This is a genomic window from Lysinibacillus sp. YS11, assembly GCF_002896375.1.
GTDB lineage: Bacteria > Bacillota > Bacilli > Bacillales_A > Planococcaceae > Lysinibacillus > Lysinibacillus capsici.
The window spans coordinates 1,832,015-1,854,158 of sequence record NZ_CP026007.1 but is presented as its reverse complement, the minus strand read 5'-3'; the positions used below and the strand labels follow the sequence as shown (position 1 = coordinate 1,854,158).

28 protein-coding genes are annotated in these 22,144 nt (G+C 41.8%); 1 reads left to right on the top strand and 27 read right to left on the bottom strand.

Features of this window, described 5'->3' with window-relative positions; translation table 11 throughout:
* Positions 1 to 185 precede the first annotated feature (185 nt).
* From LBYS11_RS08850 to LBYS11_RS23950, 23 genes are all read right to left on the bottom strand, one after another.
* Complete coding sequence (locus tag LBYS11_RS08850) at positions 186 to 1,055, bottom strand: DMT family transporter (protein ID WP_004228976.1); 870 nt, start codon at positions 1,053 to 1,055, stop codon at positions 186 to 188.
* Positions 1,056 to 1,080: 25 nt separating this feature from the next.
* Entirely contained in the window at positions 1,081 to 1,626 is a 546-nt protein-coding gene (locus tag LBYS11_RS08845) for a GNAT family N-acetyltransferase (protein ID WP_103117892.1), read from the bottom strand.
* Positions 1,616 to 2,149: a cysteine hydrolase family protein gene (locus LBYS11_RS08840; protein WP_103117891.1), complete on the bottom strand. Its 534-nt coding sequence runs from the start codon at positions 2,147 to 2,149 to the stop codon at positions 1,616 to 1,618. Before LBYS11_RS08840 ends, LBYS11_RS08845 begins: the two co-directional genes overlap by 11 nt.
* Positions 2,150 to 2,320: 171 nt before the next feature.
* Positions 2,321 to 3,259 carry a malate dehydrogenase gene (mdh, locus tag LBYS11_RS08835; protein ID WP_048390446.1) on the bottom strand — a complete coding sequence of 313 codons (939 nt, stop codon included), beginning with the start codon at positions 3,257 to 3,259 and terminating at the stop codon, positions 2,321 to 2,323.
* 34 nt (positions 3,260 to 3,293) lie between these two features.
* A complete protein-coding gene (locus LBYS11_RS08830; RefSeq protein WP_026023538.1) occupies positions 3,294 to 3,665 on the bottom strand; it encodes a BMC domain-containing protein in 372 nt (123 codons plus the stop codon).
* A 10-nt stretch (positions 3,666 to 3,675) separates the two neighbouring features.
* Positions 3,676 to 3,945 (bottom strand): EutN/CcmL family microcompartment protein, encoded by a 270-nt coding sequence (locus LBYS11_RS08825; protein ID WP_016995124.1) that lies wholly within the window; start codon positions 3,943 to 3,945, stop codon positions 3,676 to 3,678.
* 6 nt (positions 3,946 to 3,951) lie between these two features.
* On the bottom strand, positions 3,952 to 4,794 hold the full coding sequence (gene pduL / locus LBYS11_RS08820) for a phosphate propanoyltransferase (protein WP_103117890.1): 843 nt from the start codon (positions 4,792 to 4,794) through the stop codon (positions 3,952 to 3,954).
* 16 nt (positions 4,795 to 4,810) lie between these two features.
* A complete protein-coding gene (locus LBYS11_RS08815; RefSeq protein WP_103117889.1) occupies positions 4,811 to 5,086 on the bottom strand; it encodes a BMC domain-containing protein in 276 nt (91 codons plus the stop codon).
* An 18-nt stretch (positions 5,087 to 5,104) separates the two neighbouring features.
* Positions 5,105 to 5,875, bottom strand: coding sequence for a 3-oxoacyl-ACP reductase FabG (gene fabG, locus LBYS11_RS08810; protein ID WP_103117888.1), 771 nt, complete (start codon positions 5,873 to 5,875; stop codon positions 5,105 to 5,107).
* Positions 5,876 to 5,905: 30 nt separating this feature from the next.
* Positions 5,906 to 6,196, bottom strand: a complete 291-nt coding sequence (locus LBYS11_RS08805; protein ID WP_048390435.1) for a BMC domain-containing protein — start codon at positions 6,194 to 6,196, stop codon at positions 5,906 to 5,908.
* 15 nt (positions 6,197 to 6,211) lie between these two features.
* A complete protein-coding gene (locus tag LBYS11_RS08800; RefSeq protein ID WP_048390433.1) occupies positions 6,212 to 6,832 on the bottom strand; it encodes a hypothetical protein in 621 nt (206 codons plus the stop codon).
* A 5-nt stretch (positions 6,833 to 6,837) separates the two neighbouring features.
* Positions 6,838 to 7,452, bottom strand: coding sequence for a phosphate propanoyltransferase (gene pduL, locus LBYS11_RS08795; protein WP_103117887.1), 615 nt, complete (start codon positions 7,450 to 7,452; stop codon positions 6,838 to 6,840).
* 16 nt (positions 7,453 to 7,468) lie between these two features.
* Positions 7,469 to 7,750 carry a BMC domain-containing protein gene (locus LBYS11_RS08790; RefSeq protein WP_004229005.1) on the bottom strand — a complete coding sequence of 94 codons (282 nt, stop codon included), beginning with the start codon at positions 7,748 to 7,750 and terminating at the stop codon, positions 7,469 to 7,471.
* Positions 7,751 to 7,764: 14 nt separating this feature from the next.
* On the bottom strand, positions 7,765 to 9,246 hold the full coding sequence (locus tag LBYS11_RS08785; protein WP_103117886.1) for an aldehyde dehydrogenase family protein: 1,482 nt from the start codon (positions 9,244 to 9,246) through the stop codon (positions 7,765 to 7,767).
* A gap of 15 nt (positions 9,247 to 9,261) precedes the next feature.
* Positions 9,262 to 9,552, bottom strand: coding sequence for a hypothetical protein (locus LBYS11_RS08780; protein WP_054550925.1), 291 nt, complete (start codon positions 9,550 to 9,552; stop codon positions 9,262 to 9,264).
* Between the two features lie 4 nt (positions 9,553 to 9,556).
* Positions 9,557 to 10,300: an HAD family hydrolase gene (locus LBYS11_RS08775; RefSeq protein WP_103117885.1), complete on the bottom strand. Its 744-nt coding sequence runs from the start codon at positions 10,298 to 10,300 to the stop codon at positions 9,557 to 9,559.
* Positions 10,301 to 10,320: 20 nt separating this feature from the next.
* A complete protein-coding gene (gene eat, locus LBYS11_RS08770) occupies positions 10,321 to 11,727 on the bottom strand; it encodes an ethanolamine permease (protein ID WP_103117884.1) in 1,407 nt (468 codons plus the stop codon).
* Positions 11,728 to 11,752: 25 nt separating this feature from the next.
* On the bottom strand, positions 11,753 to 12,772 hold the full coding sequence (locus LBYS11_RS08765; RefSeq protein WP_103117883.1) for a phosphotransferase enzyme family protein: 1,020 nt from the start codon (positions 12,770 to 12,772) through the stop codon (positions 11,753 to 11,755).
* A gap of 43 nt (positions 12,773 to 12,815) precedes the next feature.
* Positions 12,816 to 14,081: a class-III pyridoxal-phosphate-dependent aminotransferase gene (locus tag LBYS11_RS08760; RefSeq protein ID WP_103117882.1), complete on the bottom strand. Its 1,266-nt coding sequence runs from the start codon at positions 14,079 to 14,081 to the stop codon at positions 12,816 to 12,818.
* 13 nt (positions 14,082 to 14,094) lie between these two features.
* A complete protein-coding gene (locus LBYS11_RS08755) occupies positions 14,095 to 14,886 on the bottom strand; it encodes a DeoR/GlpR family DNA-binding transcription regulator (RefSeq protein WP_004229022.1) in 792 nt (263 codons plus the stop codon).
* A gap of 318 nt (positions 14,887 to 15,204) precedes the next feature.
* Positions 15,205 to 16,167 carry a stalk domain-containing protein gene (locus LBYS11_RS08750; protein WP_103117881.1) on the bottom strand — a complete coding sequence of 321 codons (963 nt, stop codon included), beginning with the start codon at positions 16,165 to 16,167 and terminating at the stop codon, positions 15,205 to 15,207.
* A gap of 214 nt (positions 16,168 to 16,381) precedes the next feature.
* Positions 16,382 to 18,151 carry a glycerophosphoryl diester phosphodiesterase membrane domain-containing protein gene (locus LBYS11_RS08745; protein WP_103117880.1) on the bottom strand — a complete coding sequence of 590 codons (1,770 nt, stop codon included), beginning with the start codon at positions 18,149 to 18,151 and terminating at the stop codon, positions 16,382 to 16,384.
* A 21-nt stretch (positions 18,152 to 18,172) separates the two neighbouring features.
* Entirely contained in the window at positions 18,173 to 18,295 is a 123-nt protein-coding gene (locus tag LBYS11_RS23950; RefSeq protein ID WP_255409659.1) for a hypothetical protein, read from the bottom strand.
* Between the two features lie 68 nt (positions 18,296 to 18,363).
* On the opposite strand from LBYS11_RS23950, the gene LBYS11_RS08740 reads away from it, so the two are divergent.
* Positions 18,364 to 18,573 carry a hypothetical protein gene (locus LBYS11_RS08740; protein WP_048390417.1) on the top strand — a complete coding sequence of 70 codons (210 nt, stop codon included), beginning with the start codon at positions 18,364 to 18,366 and terminating at the stop codon, positions 18,571 to 18,573.
* Positions 18,574 to 18,607: 34 nt separating this feature from the next.
* Here the strand turns inward: LBYS11_RS08740 and LBYS11_RS08735 are convergent, their stop codons facing one another.
* The 4 genes from LBYS11_RS08735 to LBYS11_RS08720 all read right to left on the bottom strand — a co-directional run bounded on the left by LBYS11_RS08735 (position 18,608) and on the right by LBYS11_RS08720 (position 22,052).
* On the bottom strand, positions 18,608 to 20,173 hold the full coding sequence (locus tag LBYS11_RS08735) for an amidohydrolase (RefSeq protein ID WP_103117879.1): 1,566 nt from the start codon (positions 20,171 to 20,173) through the stop codon (positions 18,608 to 18,610).
* Positions 20,174 to 20,191: 18 nt separating this feature from the next.
* Positions 20,192 to 20,743, bottom strand: a complete 552-nt coding sequence (locus LBYS11_RS08730) for a biotin transporter BioY (protein ID WP_004229030.1) — start codon at positions 20,741 to 20,743, stop codon at positions 20,192 to 20,194.
* Positions 20,744 to 20,884: 141 nt separating this feature from the next.
* On the bottom strand, positions 20,885 to 21,547 hold the full coding sequence (locus LBYS11_RS08725) for a TIGR04104 family putative zinc finger protein (protein WP_048390411.1): 663 nt from the start codon (positions 21,545 to 21,547) through the stop codon (positions 20,885 to 20,887).
* A complete protein-coding gene (locus LBYS11_RS08720) occupies positions 21,534 to 22,052 on the bottom strand; it encodes a sigma-70 family RNA polymerase sigma factor (protein ID WP_103117878.1) in 519 nt (172 codons plus the stop codon). The genes LBYS11_RS08725 and LBYS11_RS08720 overlap by 14 nt, the downstream gene beginning before the upstream one ends.
* Between the last annotated feature and the right edge of the window lie 92 nt (positions 22,053 to 22,144).

The window sequence follows — 22,144 nt, the reverse complement described above, 5'->3', positions numbered from 1 at the left end:
ACAAATTTCTGTCTCCCTTACGCCTCTAGGCTTCTGCCACCATCATTTTCCCAGCGATCAATGTCCCAGTGATCCTCATCTTTTTCTCTCCTGATACCCATTGCATTCAATGGAACGAATGACATTTTGTCCCTCACCCTTTTCAAGCGTTCTTCTCTAGTTTATGAAGGGAAAGGGGTTTTCGTTCATCGTAAAATAGGCTTAATTTTAAAGCCTAAGGCAATCGCAGCTCCAATGCAGCTAAAAAGACAGCCTAAGATTAAATAAATACTGAGTGTTGATTCGCCAATGACAACAGACGCAATACCACCAATCACGGGGAATAATGCAACCATATAGCCACTTTTTGCCCCTCCAATTCGTTCGACTAGTTTTAAGTAAAATAACCATGCGAAAAAGGATGCAATAAGCGTTAAATACAAGAGCGCCGATAAGTAGGTAAAGGATTTGGGTATTACGACTGTTTGTCCCTGTAGCCAAACAATGGCACACATGACTGCACTACCCACTGCAAAACCAATGGCATTCGCATAAATCGGGTTGATTTGATGCTTGGCATTTCGGGCAGAGCTTGCATCCCCAATGGCTGTTAGGACAGTCCCTACGAAGGCAATTAACACTCCTTTTAACTCCATATTATGTAAAGATGGATAAATCAGCACCCCCACGCCGATGACGCCTAAAATACCGCCAATTAAAACACGACGATGCAATGGCTCCTTGAGAAATATCCGTAGGGCGATGGGTGTTAGTATGACTTTTAATGAAAAAATTAATGTGACAATAGCAGCCGAGCTCCATATCGTCGCATAATACAGCGCTAAATAGCTGAATGCAAAATTACAAACGCCAAAAACGATGATAAAAGGTACATCGCCCTGTTGTGGTTTACCCTGTGGCTTCAAGAACCAAGCAAGGATGAAAAATAAAAGGGCTGTCATGACTAAACGATAGGTTAAAGATAATTCTAAACTGACTGGCGTTCCTTGAATTTTGACTGCAATAAAATTAAGACCCCAGACAATCAAACAAAAGATATACATAAAATTTGTCATGCTGTTTTAAATTCCTTCTCCGATGCTATTCCTGCCATCTTCCCATAATGATCGTGTGATAGAACCTGCCATCTGCAAGGCATTTATCATTTTTCAGAATGCCTTCCACTAAAAAGCCCATTTTTTTATAGAGCTGTATCGCTTTCTCATTGGTTTCTAACACTTCTAGTGCTATTTTGCGAATACCATTGGCATCTGCCCAATCAATGGATTCTTGCAGCAAGGCTTTTCCTATGCCATAGCCCCAAAACTCTTTACTGACTCCAACACCAAAGGTTACTTTATGGGCAAGCCTTTTGAGTGCAGAGCCCTCACATCTTGAGAACCCAACGATCCGATCACCGACAACCGCTACTAAACATAAATTTTTTGAGCTTTCGCTATCCTGTTGAATAAGCTGCTCAAAGCCTGCTCGATCAATCAATGCCTCGCCCTGTTTACGATCGAAGTTTTCCGTTTCACCGTCTAATTGCAAGCGTAAATCTGATAAGGCTTGGGCATCTTCGCGTCGGGCACAGCGAATTGTATAGGATAGCTCTTTTATCTGGAGCTCTTTCTGATCAATCAGCATGTTGGAATCCTCCAATTGACTGAATCCGCACAAAACGATTATGCCAAATGGATTCGTGATGTTGAATAATTTGTGGTGCTGCCAGTACATTACTATCTAAGGTGCTATGTGCATCTTCTATTAAAATATTATGATGGTAGCCATGACTAAAAGCACTACGGATTGTTGTATCAAGACAAAACTCTGTTTGAGCACCCGCGAAAATCAATTGGTCGATGTGATGCGCTTGTAAATAAGCTGCAAGCTCCGTTTGATAGAAAGCGTCCCACGTTGTTTTTTGAATCACTTGATCCTCCGCCTGTCTAAGTAATCCATGATACAGTTCCCAGCCTGGTTGACCTAATGCAAAATCCACATCATCTGCGTCTGTATGCTGAATAAAAATAACGGGTACTTCGTTGCGCCGTGCCCATGTAATGGAGGCATTAATATTTTTGATAATAGCTTCACTGTTCCAAAGATTTTGCTGGCCATCTAGAAAGAAAGCCTCCTGTATATCGATAATGATGAGTGCTTGTTTCATCGTATCCTCCTTTGTGCATCAGTAGTAACTTTTTTAATTGTACAGAAAACGATCTTCCATTAAAAGAAAATTTTGCACAACAAAAAGCACCTTTACAACATCGTAAGGTGCCTCAACTATGTACACTACCATCTAATACATGCCACTATTAGATGGTGTCATGCGCTCGCATCATTTGATATAGGCTAATGTTTGATAAACTTGGTGAACCGAATGATTAAATGCTTGCTGTTCCTCTTCGTTTAAATGCAATTCAATTACACTTTCAATACCAGCTCCCCCTAAAACAACAGGGACACCAATGCAGGCATTGTCTACTTGATATTCGCCCTGTAAATACGTAATGATGGGCATTACTTTCCGTTGATCCTTCACAATCGCTTCAATCATTTGGACAATGGCGGCAGCTGGGGCATAATAAGCACTGCCATTGCCAAGTAGGGCGACAATTTCGCCTCCACCTTTTCGCGTTCGCTCCACTAATTGCTCAATCTGTGCTTGTGGCATTAATTTTTCTAATGGTATTCCTCCGACATACGTATAGCGAACGAGTGGCACCATTTCATCGCCATGTCCACCCAAGACGAAGCTCGATATATCCTCGACAGCAAGCTGAAGAGCCTGTGCGATAAAGGTATTAAAGCGCGCTGTATCTAAAACACCTGATTGTCCCATGACACGATTTTTGGGAAAACCCGTTGTTTCCAGACAAACATAGGTCATAGCATCGACAGGGTTACTTAAGACGATAATATAGCTAGTTGGCGCATAACGTTTGATTTGTTCGCTTACCGTGCGGATGATTGCCGCATTTGTATGAATTAAATCCTGCCGTGTCATGCCAGGCTTTCTTGCAATACCTGCCGTGATAACCACAATATCAGCATGAGCTATTTCCTGATACTTTGAAGTAGCCGTCACCTGTACGTTAAATCTTTCTATTGGTCCAGCTTGGAGAATATCTAATGCCTTCCCTTTCGCAGCATTTTCGAAGTCTGGTAAATCGATAAGCACAATATCCCCGATCTGTTTCTGTGCGACCATTAACGCTACGGTTGCACCTGTATGTCCAGCGCCAATGATGGCGATTTTGGGTCGCCTAAAGCTCATTTGCCTCCCCCTCCTAACGACATAGATTCATCGACTACTTATCTGCCTGCTCATCCTCTACAAGTTTTGTTTGTTGAGGCTTCTGGCGAGTGCTTGTTTTTTTGGCTGCTGCCTCCGTCACTTTTATCGGCTGTGTTTCATCAATAATCGCTGTGAATACTTCATTGGCTGCTCGTGGAATTACATGTGCGCTTAGTAGCTTGCTCGTTCGCGTTGCTGCCGCTTTACCAGCATCAACCGCAGCCTGTACTGCACCAACATCTCCCTCGACAATAATGGTTACGATACCACCGTCTACTAGCTCCTGTTTCACTAATTGGACATTGGCTGCCTTTAGCATGGCGTCCGCAGCTTCAATGGAGCCAATCAAGCCATACGTTTCGATCATTCCTATCGCTTCTGTCACTGTGCTCACCTCACGATTCATCTGTGCCATCTATAATGCCAACAACAATGGCATCAATTGGACAAATACTGGACGTAGAAAAACTTCGTACAGCAGCACTGCCCATTGTTAAAATGACGTTATCTCCCACACCTGCACCTATACGATCTGCCGCAACAATTTGTTCATCACTCAGTTGACCATCCAGCTTTATTGGCTGGATAATGAGTAATTTCAATCCCTGTAGCCCTTCCTCTTTACGTGTTGCCCAGATATTTCCGACCACTGTTCCTATCCGCATGCATCCTCATCCTTTTTCGTGAAACTGAAGTTCAATTTCTAATTTTTCCACGGCCTCCTTCGCCAGTGCCGTCAACCTTGCCTCTTTGGGGACTATCACTGTCTCACCTTGATAACGGCTTACATCATTTGCCGTTATTATCTTGTGGTTAATTTCAATTGGAGGACTGACGAAGTTATTGTAAGGCTCTCCTGCCATCTTGCCTGTTATAATTGTACCCGTTTCACCCTGTTGGATGAAGCCTGCGTTTGCTTCATCTGTATCAATATGCATTTCTAAATGATAGTGATCAGCCACACGAATTTTCACTTGCTCAAAGGTAATGGGACGTCGCCCTTGCACCTTAACGGAGACGTATTGACCGTTCTGAACCCCTAACTGCTGTGCATCAGCAGGTGCCATATGAATATGTGCTTGTGCGATAATGACCCCTTCTTGTAAAATCAAACTTCCTCTAGGTCCTACCAATATACAGCTAGCTGAGCCAGCAATTTCTCCCGATTCACGCAAAGGTGGTTGAATTCCTAGGGCAATGGCATCTGTATGACTAATTTCAATTTGTGTGAAGGTGCGAGCAGGACCTAATACACGTACATTTTGGATGCTTCCTTTTGGTCCCACCACCTGTAGCGTTTCATGTGCTGCAAACTGACCGGGTTGAGCTAACATTTTTTTTACACTCAGCTTAGCACCTTTGCCAAATAGCTGCTCGACATGCTCTTGTTGTAAATGAATATGCCTTGCTGAGATACCTATAGGAATTTCATTGGGTGTAGGCGCTGCTTCTTTTTTAGGTAGTAATTCGGCTATGACATCATTAACAATTTTTATTATTGCTTGTTCATTCATATAGCCACCTCACTCATTATTGCATTTTTAAAATCGCTTCCAATTCTGCATGTGGTCGCGGAATCACATGTACAGATAATAGCTCTCCAACACGTTGTGCAGCTGCTGCTCCTGCATCTGTTGCGGCTTTCACAGCCCCTACATCCCCACGAACAAGCACCGTGACAATACCGCCACCCACATGGACTTTACCCACAATATTCACGTTGGCAGCCTTGACCATTGCATCAGCTGCTTCAATAGAGCCCACTAAACCCTTTGTTTCAATCATTCCTAATGCGCCTAAATCCATTTCGTATCCCTCCTTCTATTAAAATGCCTCTGCATCTTCAGGTAATGTTTGGCCACCATCAATAATGATCGATTGACCCGTAATAAAGCCTGCCTCCTTACTACTAAGGAACAATGCAGCATACGCTATATCCTCCACACGACCAAGGCTGCCAAATGGAATCGCCTTCGCCATCTTCTGTAGATAGGTGTCACCCAGACCATCTAAGCCTTCTGTTGCGATATTTCCTGGTAACACGGCATTGACCGTAATATGATAGGGTGCTAATTCAAGAGCCGCAGTTCGCATAAACCCTAATTGAGCTGCCTTACTTGCGGCATAATGTGTCCATCCAGCATAGCCAGTCACTGGACCCGTTATCGACGAGGTAATAATGACCCTGCCAGCATTCGCTTTCTTTAAATGGGGCACGCAAGCTTTGACAGCAAACATCGTTCCTCTGGCATTGACATTTAATACCTGATCCCAATGGTCCGTCGTCATGTCCTCTAGTTTCCTCGAGGGAAAAATACCAGCATTGGCACATAAAATATCGATGGAACCAAAAGAGCTAGCAACCTCCGTAGCCATGCTTTCAACAGATTCATAGTTTTCAACATCAACAGTGGCAGCAGAAGCGGAGAATCCTTGCGCTTGTAATTGATTTGCTACATCTGTGGCAGCTTCCATACCTCTTGCTGCAATCACCACATGAGCACCCTGTTCAGCAAATACGGTAGCAATCCCCTTCCCAATTCCTTTACTACCACCAGTAACTATGACAACCTTCCCTGTTAAATCGACCTTCAACTCGTTCCTCCACCTTTCCTTTTATTCATTTTAAGTACTTGGCTTTTTCGCAATTTCTGTTACTAATCCATTCACCGCGATATCTGGCCTTAAAATAGTTGAAGAGGCAATCCATTGATTGGCTGCTTTAGCTAGTTGTGTACCAATGGCTATCGCTTCCTGAATGGCCGCTGTGTCCCCTTCAATGGCAATGGTTACTAGAGCCAAATCGATGGTTTCTTGTCGAAGTATTCGAATATCCGCTGCTTTAAGCATAGCATCTGCGATTCGTATTGAAATCGCAAGTCCTCTTGTCTCCACAATACCAATCGATTTCATCATGTAACAACACTCCTGCTAATATCTTTGTATCGTCATCCCTTTTTCCTGAATCATTTCTTGTGCTAGTGGTGTAAGTTTTGTGTGGGCAGGTAGTGTCAGCCGCTGCCCCTTGTACGATTGAAGCATCTCTGCTGTCAAATAGTTTGCCACTATAGTCGAACGAGCCGGTTCCTCTTGCTGCTTTAAAAATCGAATAAGCTGTGCAAATAACTGAATGTCACAGCCAAACTCCTTTAAGCGCTCTATATGATTCAGCAACATTTTCATGTAAGGATTCGGTTCCTTTGCTGTGACAACAGCAGATAATTTTTCATTTGGAATTAAAATTGCTGTTTGATTGCTAACCAGCAACTCAGACAGGTACAAGGCTGCCGGTGTAGTAGGCAAGCCTTGGGCACTGCTGACGATAAATGCTTGATCCACTTCGAGAAAAACAATAGCATCGTAGAATAGCTGAGTGGGACTTGTGGTTTCATTTGCCTGCCACTCCTCAACATGGCAATAGCTTTGTAATACGTCCACCTGTTTCTTAGAAATGGTCGTATGAGAATGGACAAGCAAAAGTCTTTTATGCTTTTTATCCATCATTGATATGACTACTTCTTCGATGATTCTCTGTAATTCTTTTATATCCATACCTGTCACTCCATTTTGATAAGCTTGCCAATTGAATGCTGTTGAACAGCGGCGGCATTCGCTTCATCTGTATCTACATGCATCTCAAGGACGAATTCTGAGGAGACACGCACAACCACATTCATTAATCGTAGCTGACGCCCATCCCCACAGATTTCAACCGTCACGATTTCCTTATCTTGGACATTGAAGGCAGCAGCATCGGATACAGCCATGTGAATATGTGCTTGTGCAATAATCAATCCTTGTGTTTTATGGCGAGTTCCATGAGGTCCAATCAATGTGATTGATTCAGATTTTTCTAAGTCGCCTGACATAAGAATCGGTGGTGTTACACCCAGCTTGATGGCATCCGTTTGACTGATTTCGATTTGGGTTGCAGTGCGAAATGGGCCTAAAACCCGAACCTTGTCAATTTGGCCTTTGGGTCCCTTAATCGTTAGAACATGCTGTGAAGCAAATTGACCTGGCTGGGAAAGTTCCTTCCATTTCTGTAACGCTGCGTCTCTACCAAATAAATAATAGAAATCCTCCTCATTAACATGACAATGACGGGCAGAAATCGCAATCGGGATACTTTGATTTGTAACTTCAGTGACATGTTTTTGATTGTTTGTCATCACAATCCCTCACTTTTCACTTAGGTAAAATTGCGTATAATTCCGAATGAGGGCGTGGAATAACATGTACCGATAATAGCTCACCTACTCGACGTGCGGCCTCAGAGCCTGCATCCGTCGCTGCCTTGACTGCCCCGACATCACCTGTCACCAGCACCGTCACAATGCCGCCACCAACATGTACTTTCCCTACAATATTGACGTTTGCTGCCTTCACCATGGCATCTGCCGCCTCAATTGATCCGATTAAGCCTCTTGTTTCAATCATGCCTAAAGCTCCATTTATCTCTACGCTCATTTCCTTTTCCTCCTCTAATTACTTAGCTTTGTGAGTACTTCCTCTACAATCTTTTCAATGGACAACCTGTCAATAGACACCCCTTCAATTGCTTGCATCGCTGGAGCCTGTATATTTTGTGGATGCTTTGGGGGTGGAATCGTTAGTGCCTTCACACCATAGGCCACTCTTTTTTTATTTAATAAATGATGTGCAGAAATATTATCACTCGTAATATTTCCCCCATAGGCCCCACAGCCCAATGTAAAGGAAGGCGTTAAACTTGTCGTACCGCCTGCAGCCCCAACAGATGCTAAAGTATTGACTAATATTCTGGACACGGGCATTTGAGCGGCAAACTGCTTAACAAAATTTTCGTCCTGTGCATGAATAGCCAGGCTATGTCCTCTCCCTCCAACGTCAAGCAAGCGACGGCAAATCTTTACGGCTTCTTCCTGAGAACGAGCCGTATAAAGACCTAGGATGGGAGAAAGCTTTTCCATGGAAAATGGATACTCCTTCCCAATCTGATGTTCCTCCGCTACTAATACGCGTGTATGCCGAGGGACATCAATATTGGCCATATGGGCTATTACGGTTGCTGGCTTCCCGACAATTTGGCTATTTAATGTACGAGCTACTGGTGAAATCACCTTTGCTAATTTTTCCTTATCCTGCCCACTTAGAAGGATGGCCCCATTTTCTGCTAAAGCAGCCATCACCTGTGCTTTGACCTCCTGATGTACGACAATAGCTTGTTCTGTGGCACAGATCGTACTATTATCAAATGATTTACTATCGATAATTTGCTTCATTGCCTCGTTCACATTTGCTGTGCGATCAATATAGACAGGAACATTCCCAGGGCCAACACCATAAGCTGGTTTCCCTGAGCTATAGGCAGCTTTGACAAGCCCTGCTCCACCAGTTGCTAGAATGAGCTGTACATCACGATGATGCATTAATTCCTCTGTTCCTTTTATTGTTGGATGGCTAATCCATTGAATAAGTCCCTCTGGTGCTCCTGCATGAACCGCTGCCTGCTGACAAATTTTCAATGCCTCGATGGTGCAGTTGACTGCTGTTGGATGAGGACTAAAGACAATGGCATTTTGCGCCTTTAAGGCAATTAGCGTTTTAAAAATGGCTGTAGCAGTCGGGTTCGTGACAGGTGTAACTGCCGCAATAACACCGAATGGATAAGCAATTTCCACCTGCCTTGCTACCCTATCCTCGTGTATAACGCCAATTGTCTTTTCATGCCGAATGGCTTCATAGACACCTTGAGAAGCCAACTCATTTTTTATTTTTTTATGTTCAATAATGCCCATCTTTGTTTCTGTAACAGCTAATACAGCAAGATTTTCTGCCTGTTTATACGCAGCTTGGGCAATGGCCTCGACAATTCGATCGACCTGCTCTTGCGTAAAGCTGGCATACATTTTTTGGGCAATCGAAGCTGCTGCTATTCCGTCTCTTGCCTCTTGTATCGAAACCAAATCTTGGTCTCTCACCATATGACGAACCTCCCGTCAGGTAAATTTTTTTAGGGCAATTAAGTCGCTCGAATTAGCTACTGAGACAGTGCCTGATGATTGCTGGTGCAGACTTTGCCAATGCTGTAATTCATGCGTAGATAATGCTTCATAAGCAGGTTCAGTTGTTTGCAGCGTCTGATGTTGGTTTTCTTTTATTAATCGAAATGATTGCCATTCCTGTAATTCCTCATTTGATAACGTTTTAGAAGCTTGTTCAGGCTGAGAGCCTTGCGTTAGTTTTTCCAATACCAATTCAGTAATCTTGGCAATTAGCTGATTGTCCATATGCTCACTCCTTTTCGATTAGCATGGTGAGAACAGATTCGTCATACGCTTCAATAATTGCGGTTGCATCAGGTAAATAATCCTTTGGGTATGTGGCACTAGGAATGATGCCAATTGAAAAGCACATGCCAGCATTTTTAGCAAAGAGCATATCTGCATTCGAATCGCCAATCATCACGGCTTTCTTAAGCGATACTTGAAATTGTTCCTCTGCCACATATGCTAAGTCTGGGAAGGGCTTACTGGATGTAGCTTGGTCACTTCCTAGAACGAAATCAAACAAAGCTAATAACTCTAGCTGTTGTAAATGTGATTTGGCTCGTGCCGTTTGATCAGCTGTAATCACCCCTAATTTCATCCCTTTATTTTTTAAGGTTATTAAGAGATTACGAATACCTGGTAATGCCTGTACCTTGCTATTTTCCTGCTGCGATGTGGCTAAGTTGGAAGCTGCTCTCGCAAGTGTTACCCCTTTGCTCCATGGGATTCCCTGCTGATAGAGTAAAAATGCCACGATCGTCTCAGCTTCTTGTATACTTCCAATGGCTAGAGGACTCGTTGGGTCAATCGTTGCTCCATTGTCGTTAACCCCTATGTTTCTTAAAAAAGTTTGTAAGGAAAAACAGATTTTTAAGTCTGAATTTTCTGTTAAATTAACATATAAATTTTTTGCCCAGGCAATCCATAAAGAATCCATTTCAATAATTGTTCCATCCTTATCAAAAATGACCCATTCCACTTTTGTCATAGGAAAACCCATCCCTTTATTTATTCTCGTATAGCCTCTATTGGCGATACCGGTACTTGCACCTCTAGCTGCACCGTAGTGTCCTTGGCAAAGCGTTCCTCTGGTGCATCTTCATTAATATGGTGTCTTGCCCACACCCAATAATAGATCGTTGCCACAGCAAAAACAGCCAAACAAACGATGAAAAAAGTCAAATTCGCAAAGAAGCTCGCAAAGATAGCAATGACGGCTAGCACAAGTGAGACAATAGGCGTAAATGGATACAGTGGTGTCTTAAAGGTACGCACTAAATGAGGTTCTTTTTTACGCAAAATCAACACCGATAAATTCATCGTAATATACGATACTAATGCCCCAAATGTAGAAATTAAAATTAAATCATCTGGATTAAATAAAATGACTAACACTAACCCGATAAAGCCTGGCAAAATAATAGCCATATATGGTGTCTGACGCTTTTTATGCATCTTCGATAACATGCTTGGCAAATAGCCTGCACGTGATAAAGCATAGACCTGACGAGAGTAAGCCAAAATCACACCAGAAAAGCTTGCGATTAGTCCTACTAAGCCAACAGATGCTAAAATCTGCGCCAACCAATACGTATTTCCAAACACAGCGGCAATCGCTGCTGGCAACGGATCTTCAGCAACCGTCATAACATCGATGCCAGCTAGCCCAATGGCAACAGTTGTTGTCAAAATGGATAAAATCAGCAAGGTCACCATACCTGAAATTAACCCCTTCGGCATGTCCTTCTGTACATCTCTCGTCTCCTCCGATAACATAGGCAACATCTCGATTGCTAGGAATAGCCACATCGCATAGGGCAATGCTGACCAGATACCTTTAAATCCACCTGGTATAAGATCGCCATTCTCAGGGAATAAATGGCCCACATTAATTTGCGGTAAACCAACGAAATACATTAATACTAATAACCCTAACGCGATAAAGACAAGCACCATTTCAATTGTGGCATATTCTTTAATGCCCATAATGTGAACACCCATGAACAGAGCATACATAAAGGCAGCTGCCACAACTGTCGGTACGGCTGGAAATAAAAAGCTAATATAACCTCCAATACCAATCGCGATAATTGGTGCGGCAATGACATATTGCAGCACGACACCAACCCCTGTAATAAAACCGATATAACGCCCCATCGCCCGTCGAGCAAAGGAGTAAGGTCCTCCTGCATAAGGTAACATCGTCGATAATTCAGAAATACCTAAGGTCATCGTTAAATACATAATCGCCATAAATAATGTGGCAATGAGCATTCCTAAAAAACCAGATTGACTTAAACCAAAATTCCAGCCAAAGTAGTTACCAGAAATCACAATGCCGACGCCAATTGTCCATAAATGGATGGGTGTAAGGGCTTTCTTTAATACGATGATTTCATCCTTTTTCGAAGACATGTTATTCGCCACCTTTTATCGTTATTTAGTTGTTATGGTCTTGATACTTTTCTACATAGGCTTTCACTAATGCATCACTTTGAAGGGTGTAATTTTCACCAAGTAAGCGCGTTGTCTCATTATCACGACTACCAATCCATGAAATAAGCTGTAGTCTTCTCATTAATATAAAAGTTGGGATCATCTCTTTTTCTGCGTCTGTTAATAATCGAATTTTGCTATAGCCCTTAACCCATGAAGCGATCAACTCATCAAGATAAGGCATATGCTCAATAAAGCTCACCGATGTTGCTAAATCATATAAAAACCACCCAAAACCACAATCATCAAAATCAATCACTTTAATTTCGTCCCCATAGATGAGTAAATTAGCTAAGCGTAAATCCGCATGGATAAGACCAAATCGTGTTTTATCTTTCCCAAATGCCTCAAGCTTCTTTTGAATGATATGTGATGCTTCCTCATATAAAGCGATTCGTGCAGGGGTCATTCCTAGTCCATCCTGCCATCTCGCCCATTTTGGAGATTGACCTAGAATCGTGTCATAGTCCCATGTCATGCGCTGAAAGGCTTGGTAATAATCATGCTGCTCGATTGTGTGTTTATGGAACATGGCTGTAATTTCGCCTAATGTTTCAAATTGCTGAATTAAGTCATCTTCATTATTCTCATCAGGAGCATTGCCCTCCAAAAATGTAAATAATGTGCTATAATATATCGTGTCATTATACGAATGAGCATGTACGTAGTCACCGTCATCTGCTCGCATCGGTAGTGATACATCAATAGGAGATTGCTCATGGAGCGAGTTTAACCAGGCAATCTCCGCTTCGATCTCCTCTTTTTTATGGTAATTTGGTCGGCTGATCCTCAGAATATATTTTTTGCCCTGCCCATCTTCTACGAGATACGTCGCATTTTCGGAATAATCAATCATTTTACAAGATGCTTCTAGTAAACAACTAAACTCCTTTAATGCATCATTTGCTGCTTGATGAAAGTTGGAAAGGACCAATTCTAAATCAATGAAATCCATTTGACCCATCTAGAAAACCCCCTGTTTACTAAATTGACAAGCTTTCTTTCCTTTAATAGCGTGCAAATTTTACAAGCTGCGCTGCTTCTTTAATGCCCGCCTCACATTTTTCAAGCAATTCATCACAGTATGCTTTATCACATAATAGCCCTGGCTTAAATTGCAACACACGTGTATCCAGCATTGAATAAATGGCCCATACACCATGTTTGTACAAGGAGCTCATCACATATTTAGCCCCTTCAGGATGATTAAATTCTAGGCCCATAACAACGCCAAGCTGACGAATGCCCACAAAGAAATCAGGATATTGTTGTTGAATACGCTCTAAACCACTTCGTAGATAACGAGCAACATATTCTACATTCTTTACTACTTCAGGACGTTGGGAGATTTCTAATACTTTCATCGCCACTACACAACCTAGTTCTGCTCCACCAAATGTAGAAATATGGGCTAGTCCATCTTCTTCCATCCAGCCGCCTGCTCGTTCATTGACCACTGTAGCTGCAATTGGATAGATACCGCCACTTAGCCCCTTTGCTGTCACCAGAATATCCGGTTTCACGCCATAATGCTCAATTCCCCACAGCTTACCTGTTCTCATCAAGCCCGTTTGCACCTCATCTGCAACATATAATGCCCCGTATCGTTCACAAAGTGATTTGACATCAGCCAAGTAATTAGCAGTGGGCAAGGGGAAACCATATGTCGCAGGAATAGTCTCGATAATTACGCTAGCTACATCCCCTCTAGCAAGCTCTCGTTCCATTGCCGCAAGATCATTGAATGGTACGTGCACAAATTCATGGGGACTGCCCTCACTTAAAAATGGTTTTGAATAGCGTTCATTGCCAAGCGAAACTGCAAGACCTGTGTGTCCATGATATCCATTTTTAATGGAAATCGTTTTTTTACGTTTTGTAGCATAACGCGCACACTTTAGAGCCACATCAATTGCTTCACTTCCACCACTAGAGAAAATAGAATATGTTAAGCCTTCTGGTGTGCAGGCTGCTAATTTTTCAGCTAACTGTGCACGTGCAGTAGATGGAAAATGATGATTGCCAATGTCAAAATAATTGGTTCCTTCCACTAATGCAGCAATGACTTCTGGATTACGATGGCCAAGGTTATATGTTCCGCCATTGAGATGCGCATTCATTAATTTTTTGCCATCCACATCGTAGAAATAATAGCCCTCTCGTTTCCCGATAACGACATCAACACCATCGATTTGCCACTGTTTCGTTTTTCCTGGATTCCACCAGTCAATTGATTTTTGTAAGGTTGCCTGTTTATTTGCAAAATAGTCCATAGTTTCCACCTTCCTATACATTGACGTCATCCAACATTTCACCTGCAATGAATAATTCCACTTTTTTCTGCTGTAATCGTTCCTGCCATTGTGTGGAGCTCTTTTGATCTGTAATCACCATCGAAACGTCCTCTAAATGACAAATATGCGCAAATGTAGAGACACCAAATTTCGTATGGTCTGCTAAAATAATCGTATTTTCTGCCCGCTCTATTAATTTCTTTGAAATCGCTGCGCCCGTAATATCATAGTCGGTAATACCATCTGCTAACGAAATTCCGCCTGCAGCAACAAAGGCTTTATTTGCCTTTAGTTGATTAAAAAATAAATCAGCTAATGGACCTCCCATAAATTTTTGTCGATGTTCATATTCTCCTCCCGCAAAGAGCACCTTCCCTTGAAAGCATTCTGCGGCTAATGATAAAACTGGGAGTGAATTTGTGACGACAATGACGTTGGGCTTATCACCTAAATAACGAACGATTTCATAGGCTGTTGTACCATGACCGATAAAGATAACATCACCGTCTTCCACAATACTTGCAGCAGCCTTACAAATCCTTCTCTTCTCTATATTGTTAAGTGACGTTTTCTGTTCAAAGGTCCTCTCATACTTTTCCTTTGCCTTCACAGCCCCCCCATAGACTTTGTGTAGAAGCCCTTCCTTCTCCAATCGATCCATATCTCTACGTATAGTCTCGCCTGATACATTTAATAGCTGCTCTGCATCACTTACCTTCACTTTTCCTTCTAAATCTAAAATATCTAAAATCACTTTTTTACGTTCCTCAAACGAAAGAGACATACATCATCACTCCAAACACAAAGTTAAATCCAACAAAATCCACAAATCCAACACTTTATTTCTGTATTTATGTGGATTTGTTTTGAATTTTAAATAATAGTTTAACAATTGTCAATACTCTGAATTTTATTTTCTGTATGAATTTTTCTCTCTAAAGCCACTTATTTCTCTTAAGCGTAAAATGAAAACTCCACAAAAAACCAATTTCAGTTGTCTCCAACTGCTCTCTAAAACCTTTTTTAAAATATTTTTCTACAACTATTTTTTCCCATAAAAAATCCCCCTTTATGGTAGAAACCATAAAGGGAGATGACGAGATTATTTTGTTAATTCCTCTACAAATTCAACAGGTACGTATGTTTTGCCAGATTCTAATAAAGCAGGGGCTACTTTAAATTGGCGAAGCGCTTTATTATAACCATATTCTTTTTGACCTCGCGTAATTGTATACGAAAGGGCTCCTTTTGAAACAATGGCACCTTTTGGCGTTACTTCTACTTTAAAGCCTAGCTTTTCAGCGATTAAGCGTAGCGGCACCATTTTTGTCCCATCTACTTCGTAAAAGTCTTTATTGATAATTTCTTGAACCGCTGAATCAACTGGAGCTGGAGCTGGAGCTGGTTCTGGTTCTGGTGTTGGATCCACTTCAACAGGCTCTTCCTTCTCAATTGTATCTAATACTATCACTTTTGATGGCGGTGTTTGAGCAGGGATGCTCATCGTTGCGATTGTGTAGAACACCACTAAATGTTGCTCTTTTAAATCGTCCACTTTCACAGCTTTGCCAGTAGCACTTGCTAGCTTCGTGTCTTCCCCAACATTTAACTTGAGGTTATTTTCAGTATCCACTAAATCTTTATTGAAGAAATCCACTTCCACGCTACCCATTTCTTCTGTTTCTACAATGATTACTTCTGGGTTGTATTGTGGTGGATAAATCGCAAGCATCGGCTTCTTGGCATATGAGTAAGCTGACACCTTATCTCCTTTTTGAAGCTTGGCTTCTTTTCCCATATTGTCAAAAACTAATGAGTCTTTATTGGCAATCACAATATTTGTATTGTCACCATCAACCACTGTATAGTATGTGGCATTTTCACGTACTTCTACGTTTTCAACTGTACCTGTCACTTTAATAAAAATAGGCTGCACTTGTTGCTCCGAAGTTTCTGCGTTAATCACAGTAGCCTCTCCTTCGTTCGCTGATGCAGTTGGAGCTCCAATCGCGCCCCCTAATAATAATGCTGACATAGCAAATGGTACGACTTTCGTCATTTTCATACAAAAAGCATCTCCTTCATTTTCCCGAATTCAATAAAGTAGTCGTGTTCACACGAAAAAGGTTACAAACTGTCTCCATTTTTATGGCTAGAGCTTTGCTTCCTCATTTTGAGCTATAGCGAATTGCGAGCGACTTCTCTTGAATATTCGATTTACTAGATGGCGGTGCTTTGCTTTTGGATATTCGCTTCTTCGCAATTTTATTCTCCCCTGATCAAAAGATAAATCTCAGACGATTCAGGATGCGCTGTAAGAAATACTGGTTTTCGCTTTGCTGGGTTCTTAGCTCACGGGCGACGTCGGGGTGGTCAGTGATGACGCCGCTGACATTTTTTTCGATAAAGGTTTGCAGGGAGCGGTCGTCATTGAGTGTCCAAACAAATAAATCGGTCGGATGTTGCTTCAATTCTTGGATAAGCTGCTCCGTTACCCAGGATTCCTCCAGTGCGATAAAATCAACATTTTCCTCCATCGGTCCAATATTGAGTGCATAGACAATACCGACTCGCAAATTCGGCACCAATTTTTTTAATTGCGTCATTTTCTGTCCATCAGCGGATTGCACATAATAGGAATCTAGCACCTTGTATTTTCGTAGCTTCTCTACTAATTTAGGTAAAACATCTTCTGTTTCTTGACCATGCACCTTTAATTCGATTAGAAGCGCCACATCTAACGCTTTGGCAATTTCAATACAATCATCTAATGAAGCAATTTTATCGCTAAAGCCATTTTGATGAATGGTTAACGTTTTTAGTTCGCTCAGGGTCATATTCGCAATAACACCATTTTTACCTGCTAACCTTCGTAATGTTCGATCATGGAAGACGACGAATTCCCCATCCACCGTTTGTTGAATGTCGATTTCAATTAAATCTGCCCCCGCATTGGCTGCACTCACCAATCCACTAATTGTATTTTCTACATTGCCTGCTACATAGCCGCGGTGGGCAATAATTTTGGTATCTGGCGCATAGACACTTTTCTCTAATGAATTGATATTCATCATACTTAATACGAGAAACACAATGCCACTGATCAATAGTAATGGCTTATAGCGCCGCTTCCGATGTGTAGTCCCGCTCACTTTGCCTATAACTAGCGTATTATACGTAATGGCGACCATAACTTGTGAAAACATCGCCTGTAATAAACTAAATAGCACCACAAAGACCATTTCTAAAAAGGCTAGTGTCAGCCCAGCCGTAACCAAGGCTGCACTTGGCATTAAACGTTCAATTAAATAGAGCGGAAACGTAGCGACCACTGTGATACCAAGCATCATCAACAGATGACCTGTTAAAAGCATAGCTAGTAGCACGACTAGTTCAAATAAACCACGCTTGGAAAATCGCCAGCTTTGCTTAAAAGAACGCAAAATAGAGATGTTCGGCTGGATTGTAAAGATAGGTAACGTTAAGATACTTCGAATACCTATCATCACGATGATGCTTGCCACCGCAGCATATGCTAGCCTACCCGCTCGACTACTCATGATTTCTTCAGTTAGAAAATGTGGTAGGGAGATGGATTGAGTCAATGTAAGGGGTAGCATAAAGGAAGCTAGTGGCATTAATAGTGCTAAATAGACGATGAGAAATAGAACTTGCACACTAAAAAAATAGACAACCTTGCGATTTAATTGTTGCCATAAAGGAAGAAATCGGTAGCGAAGTCCTCGTTGCTGATGAAAGGCCATGAGAAATAGAAAGCCCATCTCATAATATACAAATAATAAAAACAGCAAAATTAATAGACAAATCATTATCATCACAAAGGGATGCGTCACAAAGCTTTGCCAATTTTGCTCAGTAATATGTGTAAACCCTGTTACTCGTAGCATGAGCTTCAAAACGATAGAGGTTACAGGGATCATTAATAAAAACTGAAAGATTCTAATTAATGCGAAAACCTGTACATAATCGAATCGATAAACATAAATATTATGGACAGCCTGTCGCATTACTTGTCCTGCCTTGTGCACATACTCACCCCTATCATGCTGTTAAAATCGCTCACTACTAACGTATGTTTTGACTGCTATGACCCATTCCTCGAAGCCAATAAAATAGCACTCCTCTACACCAAAGTAGGCGTCAATTTTTGTATTAATCGTGACATTCACCATTTTTTTGAAACTTTTTAGCAGGCCACCCTGTATATAACTAGATACCCACTACAGAAAGGAGCGCAAACATGAAATTCAACCTTGGTGATATCATTAGTACAACCGTTCTTTTATGTATGTTTCTAGCGATCTTTTTCGTAATGATCCATATGATCAAAAAAATGAAATCCACTGCCCCTGTGTCTCCTCCACCAACCATGCAACAGCAAGTAGAGGACTTATCAAAACGTGTGTCGACCCTAGAACAACAAGTAAAACAATTAACTGACAAACAATAGTCCCATAAAAAAATCGCTGGGAAGGATAACCTTCTCAGCGATTTTCATATACTATCTGACCATTCACAACCGTACATGCGACTTGAATGTGTGGAAGCTGCTCCATCTCTACCGTAAAAACATCTTCTTGTAAAATCGTAAAGTCTGCAGCAAAGCCTTCTGCAATTTTGCCACGCATCAATTGCTGTCCAATGATTTCAGCCGCTCCTACTGTATACAAACGGACTGCCTCAAATCGGGAAATTTTCTCATGAGGGTTATAGCCATCATGTGTTTCCTCAAAATTTCTTCTAGTGACAGCCGCATAAATACCATGCAACGGGTTTGGCACTTCAATTGGCGCATCACTGCCGCCTGCGACAATCATCCCTCTGTCAAGAAGCGATTTTAAAGGATGTAAGCCCTGTGCGCGCTCCTCTCCAAGTCTCGTTAGCTCTGCTTGGTATTCTCCCTGTACAAACTGCGGCTGCATATCCACTGCCACTGGTAATGCAGCTAGCTTGGCTAATAGTTCCTCATCGACTAAGCTACAGTGAATTACGCGATCAAGCTGACCTTCCTGAGGAGGATATGCCGCAAAAACGTCTAAAATCGTGTCGATTGCTAAATCCCCAATGGCATGCACGGCAACGGTTTGTCCATATTGACGTGCCAGCTGAACATAGCTTGTTAATTGCTCAGTTGTATGAATAAGCATCCCTGCATTGTCCGAATCATCGCAGTAAGGCTGACGTAGTGCAGCCGTACGACCTCCAAAGGCTCCATCAATAAAAATTTTCATCGCCCCAAACTCCAAAAATGGTGAGGAAGCTAAATCCATCTTCGCAACCTCTTCAAAGACTGTATGATGCTGTAATACATGCACCTTAAAGGATTGCTGTGCCTCTACTATTTTGCGAAAAGCCTGAATCGGCTGGCTTGGCGGTCCATAATAGCTTAAATCCTCTGAATGTCCCCCTACTAAACCATAGGATTGCAATGAGGTCACCGCCTTTGTCAGTGCATCCTCAATATAAGCAGGTGTAATATGTGGCATCTGGTTAACAATTAAATACAAGGCAGCATCCTTTAGGATCCCTGTGAGCTGACCATCTACTTTGTCAATGACACCCCCCTCTGGCGAAGGAGTCCTATTTGTAATTCCTGCAAAAGCGAGTGCCTTGGAATTGGCTAGAATCAAATGATGACAGCTCCGTTTAATGATTAAATGAGCATCTCCAAGGGCATCTAGCTCTGCTAAGGTCGGAAAAACGGGCTCTTCAAATTGGTTTTCATTTAGTCCAATCGCAATGACCCATTCATGTGCTGACGCCTGAGCCATTCGCTCCTGAAGCTTCACAAGTAACGCCTCTTTACTCGTAACTGCCGATACATCAAGATGCTTGAGTTTTTCTCCGTAGCCAATAATATGTAAATGGCTGTCGACAAAGCCTGGATACATGATATTACCCTCTAAATGTTGGATAGAAGCAGCTAGTGGCGACAAGCTCTCCACTGAGCCTGTCGCCACAATTTTTCCATCTTCAACAAGGACTGCATCCACTGTTTCACCAACCTGAGCCATCGTGTAAATCTTACCACCTGTCCATAATGTTGCCAAAACAATTCCTCCCATGTCCTATGCTATTGCTTCAATTAAGTGCGCTCTTTCTAAGCGACGTCGAACGATCACACCAATCCATGCTGCAAGTACCGCTTTGACGATACCAACCACGATAAATGGTGCAACACCACCCATAAAGGCAGCTGTCCATGTATAATCTGCTACAATTTTTAACCACACTGTCCCAAACGCTAATGTAACAATCATCCCAATGATATTCGCAATAATAGCTTGAGTAAATGTAATACCAAATTTATCTAAGTATAAGCCCATAATAATGGCTGTGGCAAGGAAGCCTACAATATATCCACCTGTTGGACCAACTAAAATTCCTAGTCCACCTGACATACCGCTAAATACAGGTAAACCTGCTGCCCCTAGTAAAATATATAATAGAACAGATAACGTGCCTAATCTTGTCCCTAAAATCGTCACGATAATTCCAACCGCTAACGTTTGACCTGTAATCGGGATAAGTGGTAGCGGGATTGTTACCTGTGCTAAAACTGCGATTATTGCTGCCCCAAATGCTGCTAACACATATTGATATGTACTTCCTTTTTTCAATGTAAAAAGCCTCCCCTTGTGCGTTAACTAATAATAAAAATAAGTTAACACAAAGATAAAGCAAATGAAAACCATTGTCAATCTATTTTAGAATAAAAAAAGAAATTGCTAGATTAGCCTAGCAATTTCTTGCCAAAATCATTACCATAAAGGTTCATTCATCGGGTCTTTCTCTTGTAGCTTAAACACATATGGCGCAATTTGATAATGGTAGAAGAACATGCCCACTAAAAAGAAAATGAGACCGATAACAAAATGATGGAAAACATGCTGTAGCATAATCAGCAGTGGCACTGGCATCGTCATTACACCACTGATTTGCATGGATTTTTTTGTGCGATATTGTTTTTGTCCACAATGAGGGCACACAATTTCACTATTTTTGCGATATAATTTACGTGCATCCTTCTCAGACCAACTCTCCCCACATTCAATACAAACAGGTAAACCATACCCCTTTTTCAATAGATAGCGTTTGACAATAAATGTAGCGCCTATAAAAATGCTCAGTAAAATCATTCCTCTTACATAATCCGAAGCAAATAGTGACCACCAATGCCAATTATCGGACTGTAGGCTAGCCGCCTGATGGCCTGAACCCTGTTGCCCCTTCTGTTGTGTCAAGATATAGCTAAAACCGATAACAAAAATAGTAAAGGTTGCGAACACGATGCGATACGTCCATTGACCATCTGCTTTACGTTGAACTTTTCGTCGTGCTTTTTCCGCGATTACTTGTTTGCGCTGCTGTGAGAGCTTGACATCTTGTAGCTCCTTTAATAGTTCCTCTTTAAATTGATTCATGGCGTAGCACCTCCCAATCAAAGTCACCCATTGCTGTTGCTAATTGTTTACGAGCTCGCTGTAATCTTGTGCGAATCGTTGCTTCCGGACATTGTACAAGCTGTGCAATTTCCACTGTCGACATCTCCTCAAAATAATACAAAATCAAGACCTCTCGATAGGCAACTGATAATGTAAACAGTGCCTCCACCAGCTCTTTTTTTACAGTTTTCTCTAGCATCTCCTTTTCAGGTGTCATAGCTGTTGTGCGCCCCGTGATCTTTTCAAACAATGTCAGTCGTTTACTTTTCCAACTTCGTAAGTAATCGTGACTTCGATTAACCGTCATTTTCACTAAATATGTACGTAAGGATGCTTCCTGACGAAACTGTCCCTGCTTTTGATAAAAGGCGATGAACACATCCTGCACGATGTCCTCCGCCGTTGCCTTATTTTTTACATAAAGATAGGCGACCTTTAGTAAGTAATCACCGTGCTCCTCGATTATCTGTTCAATAGCCATCATTGCCCTCACCTACTTTCTACACTACTGACGGTCGCCGTAACGAATGCGATTCATTTTATCAAAAAAAATCCGTAATTTTTAAATCATTACGG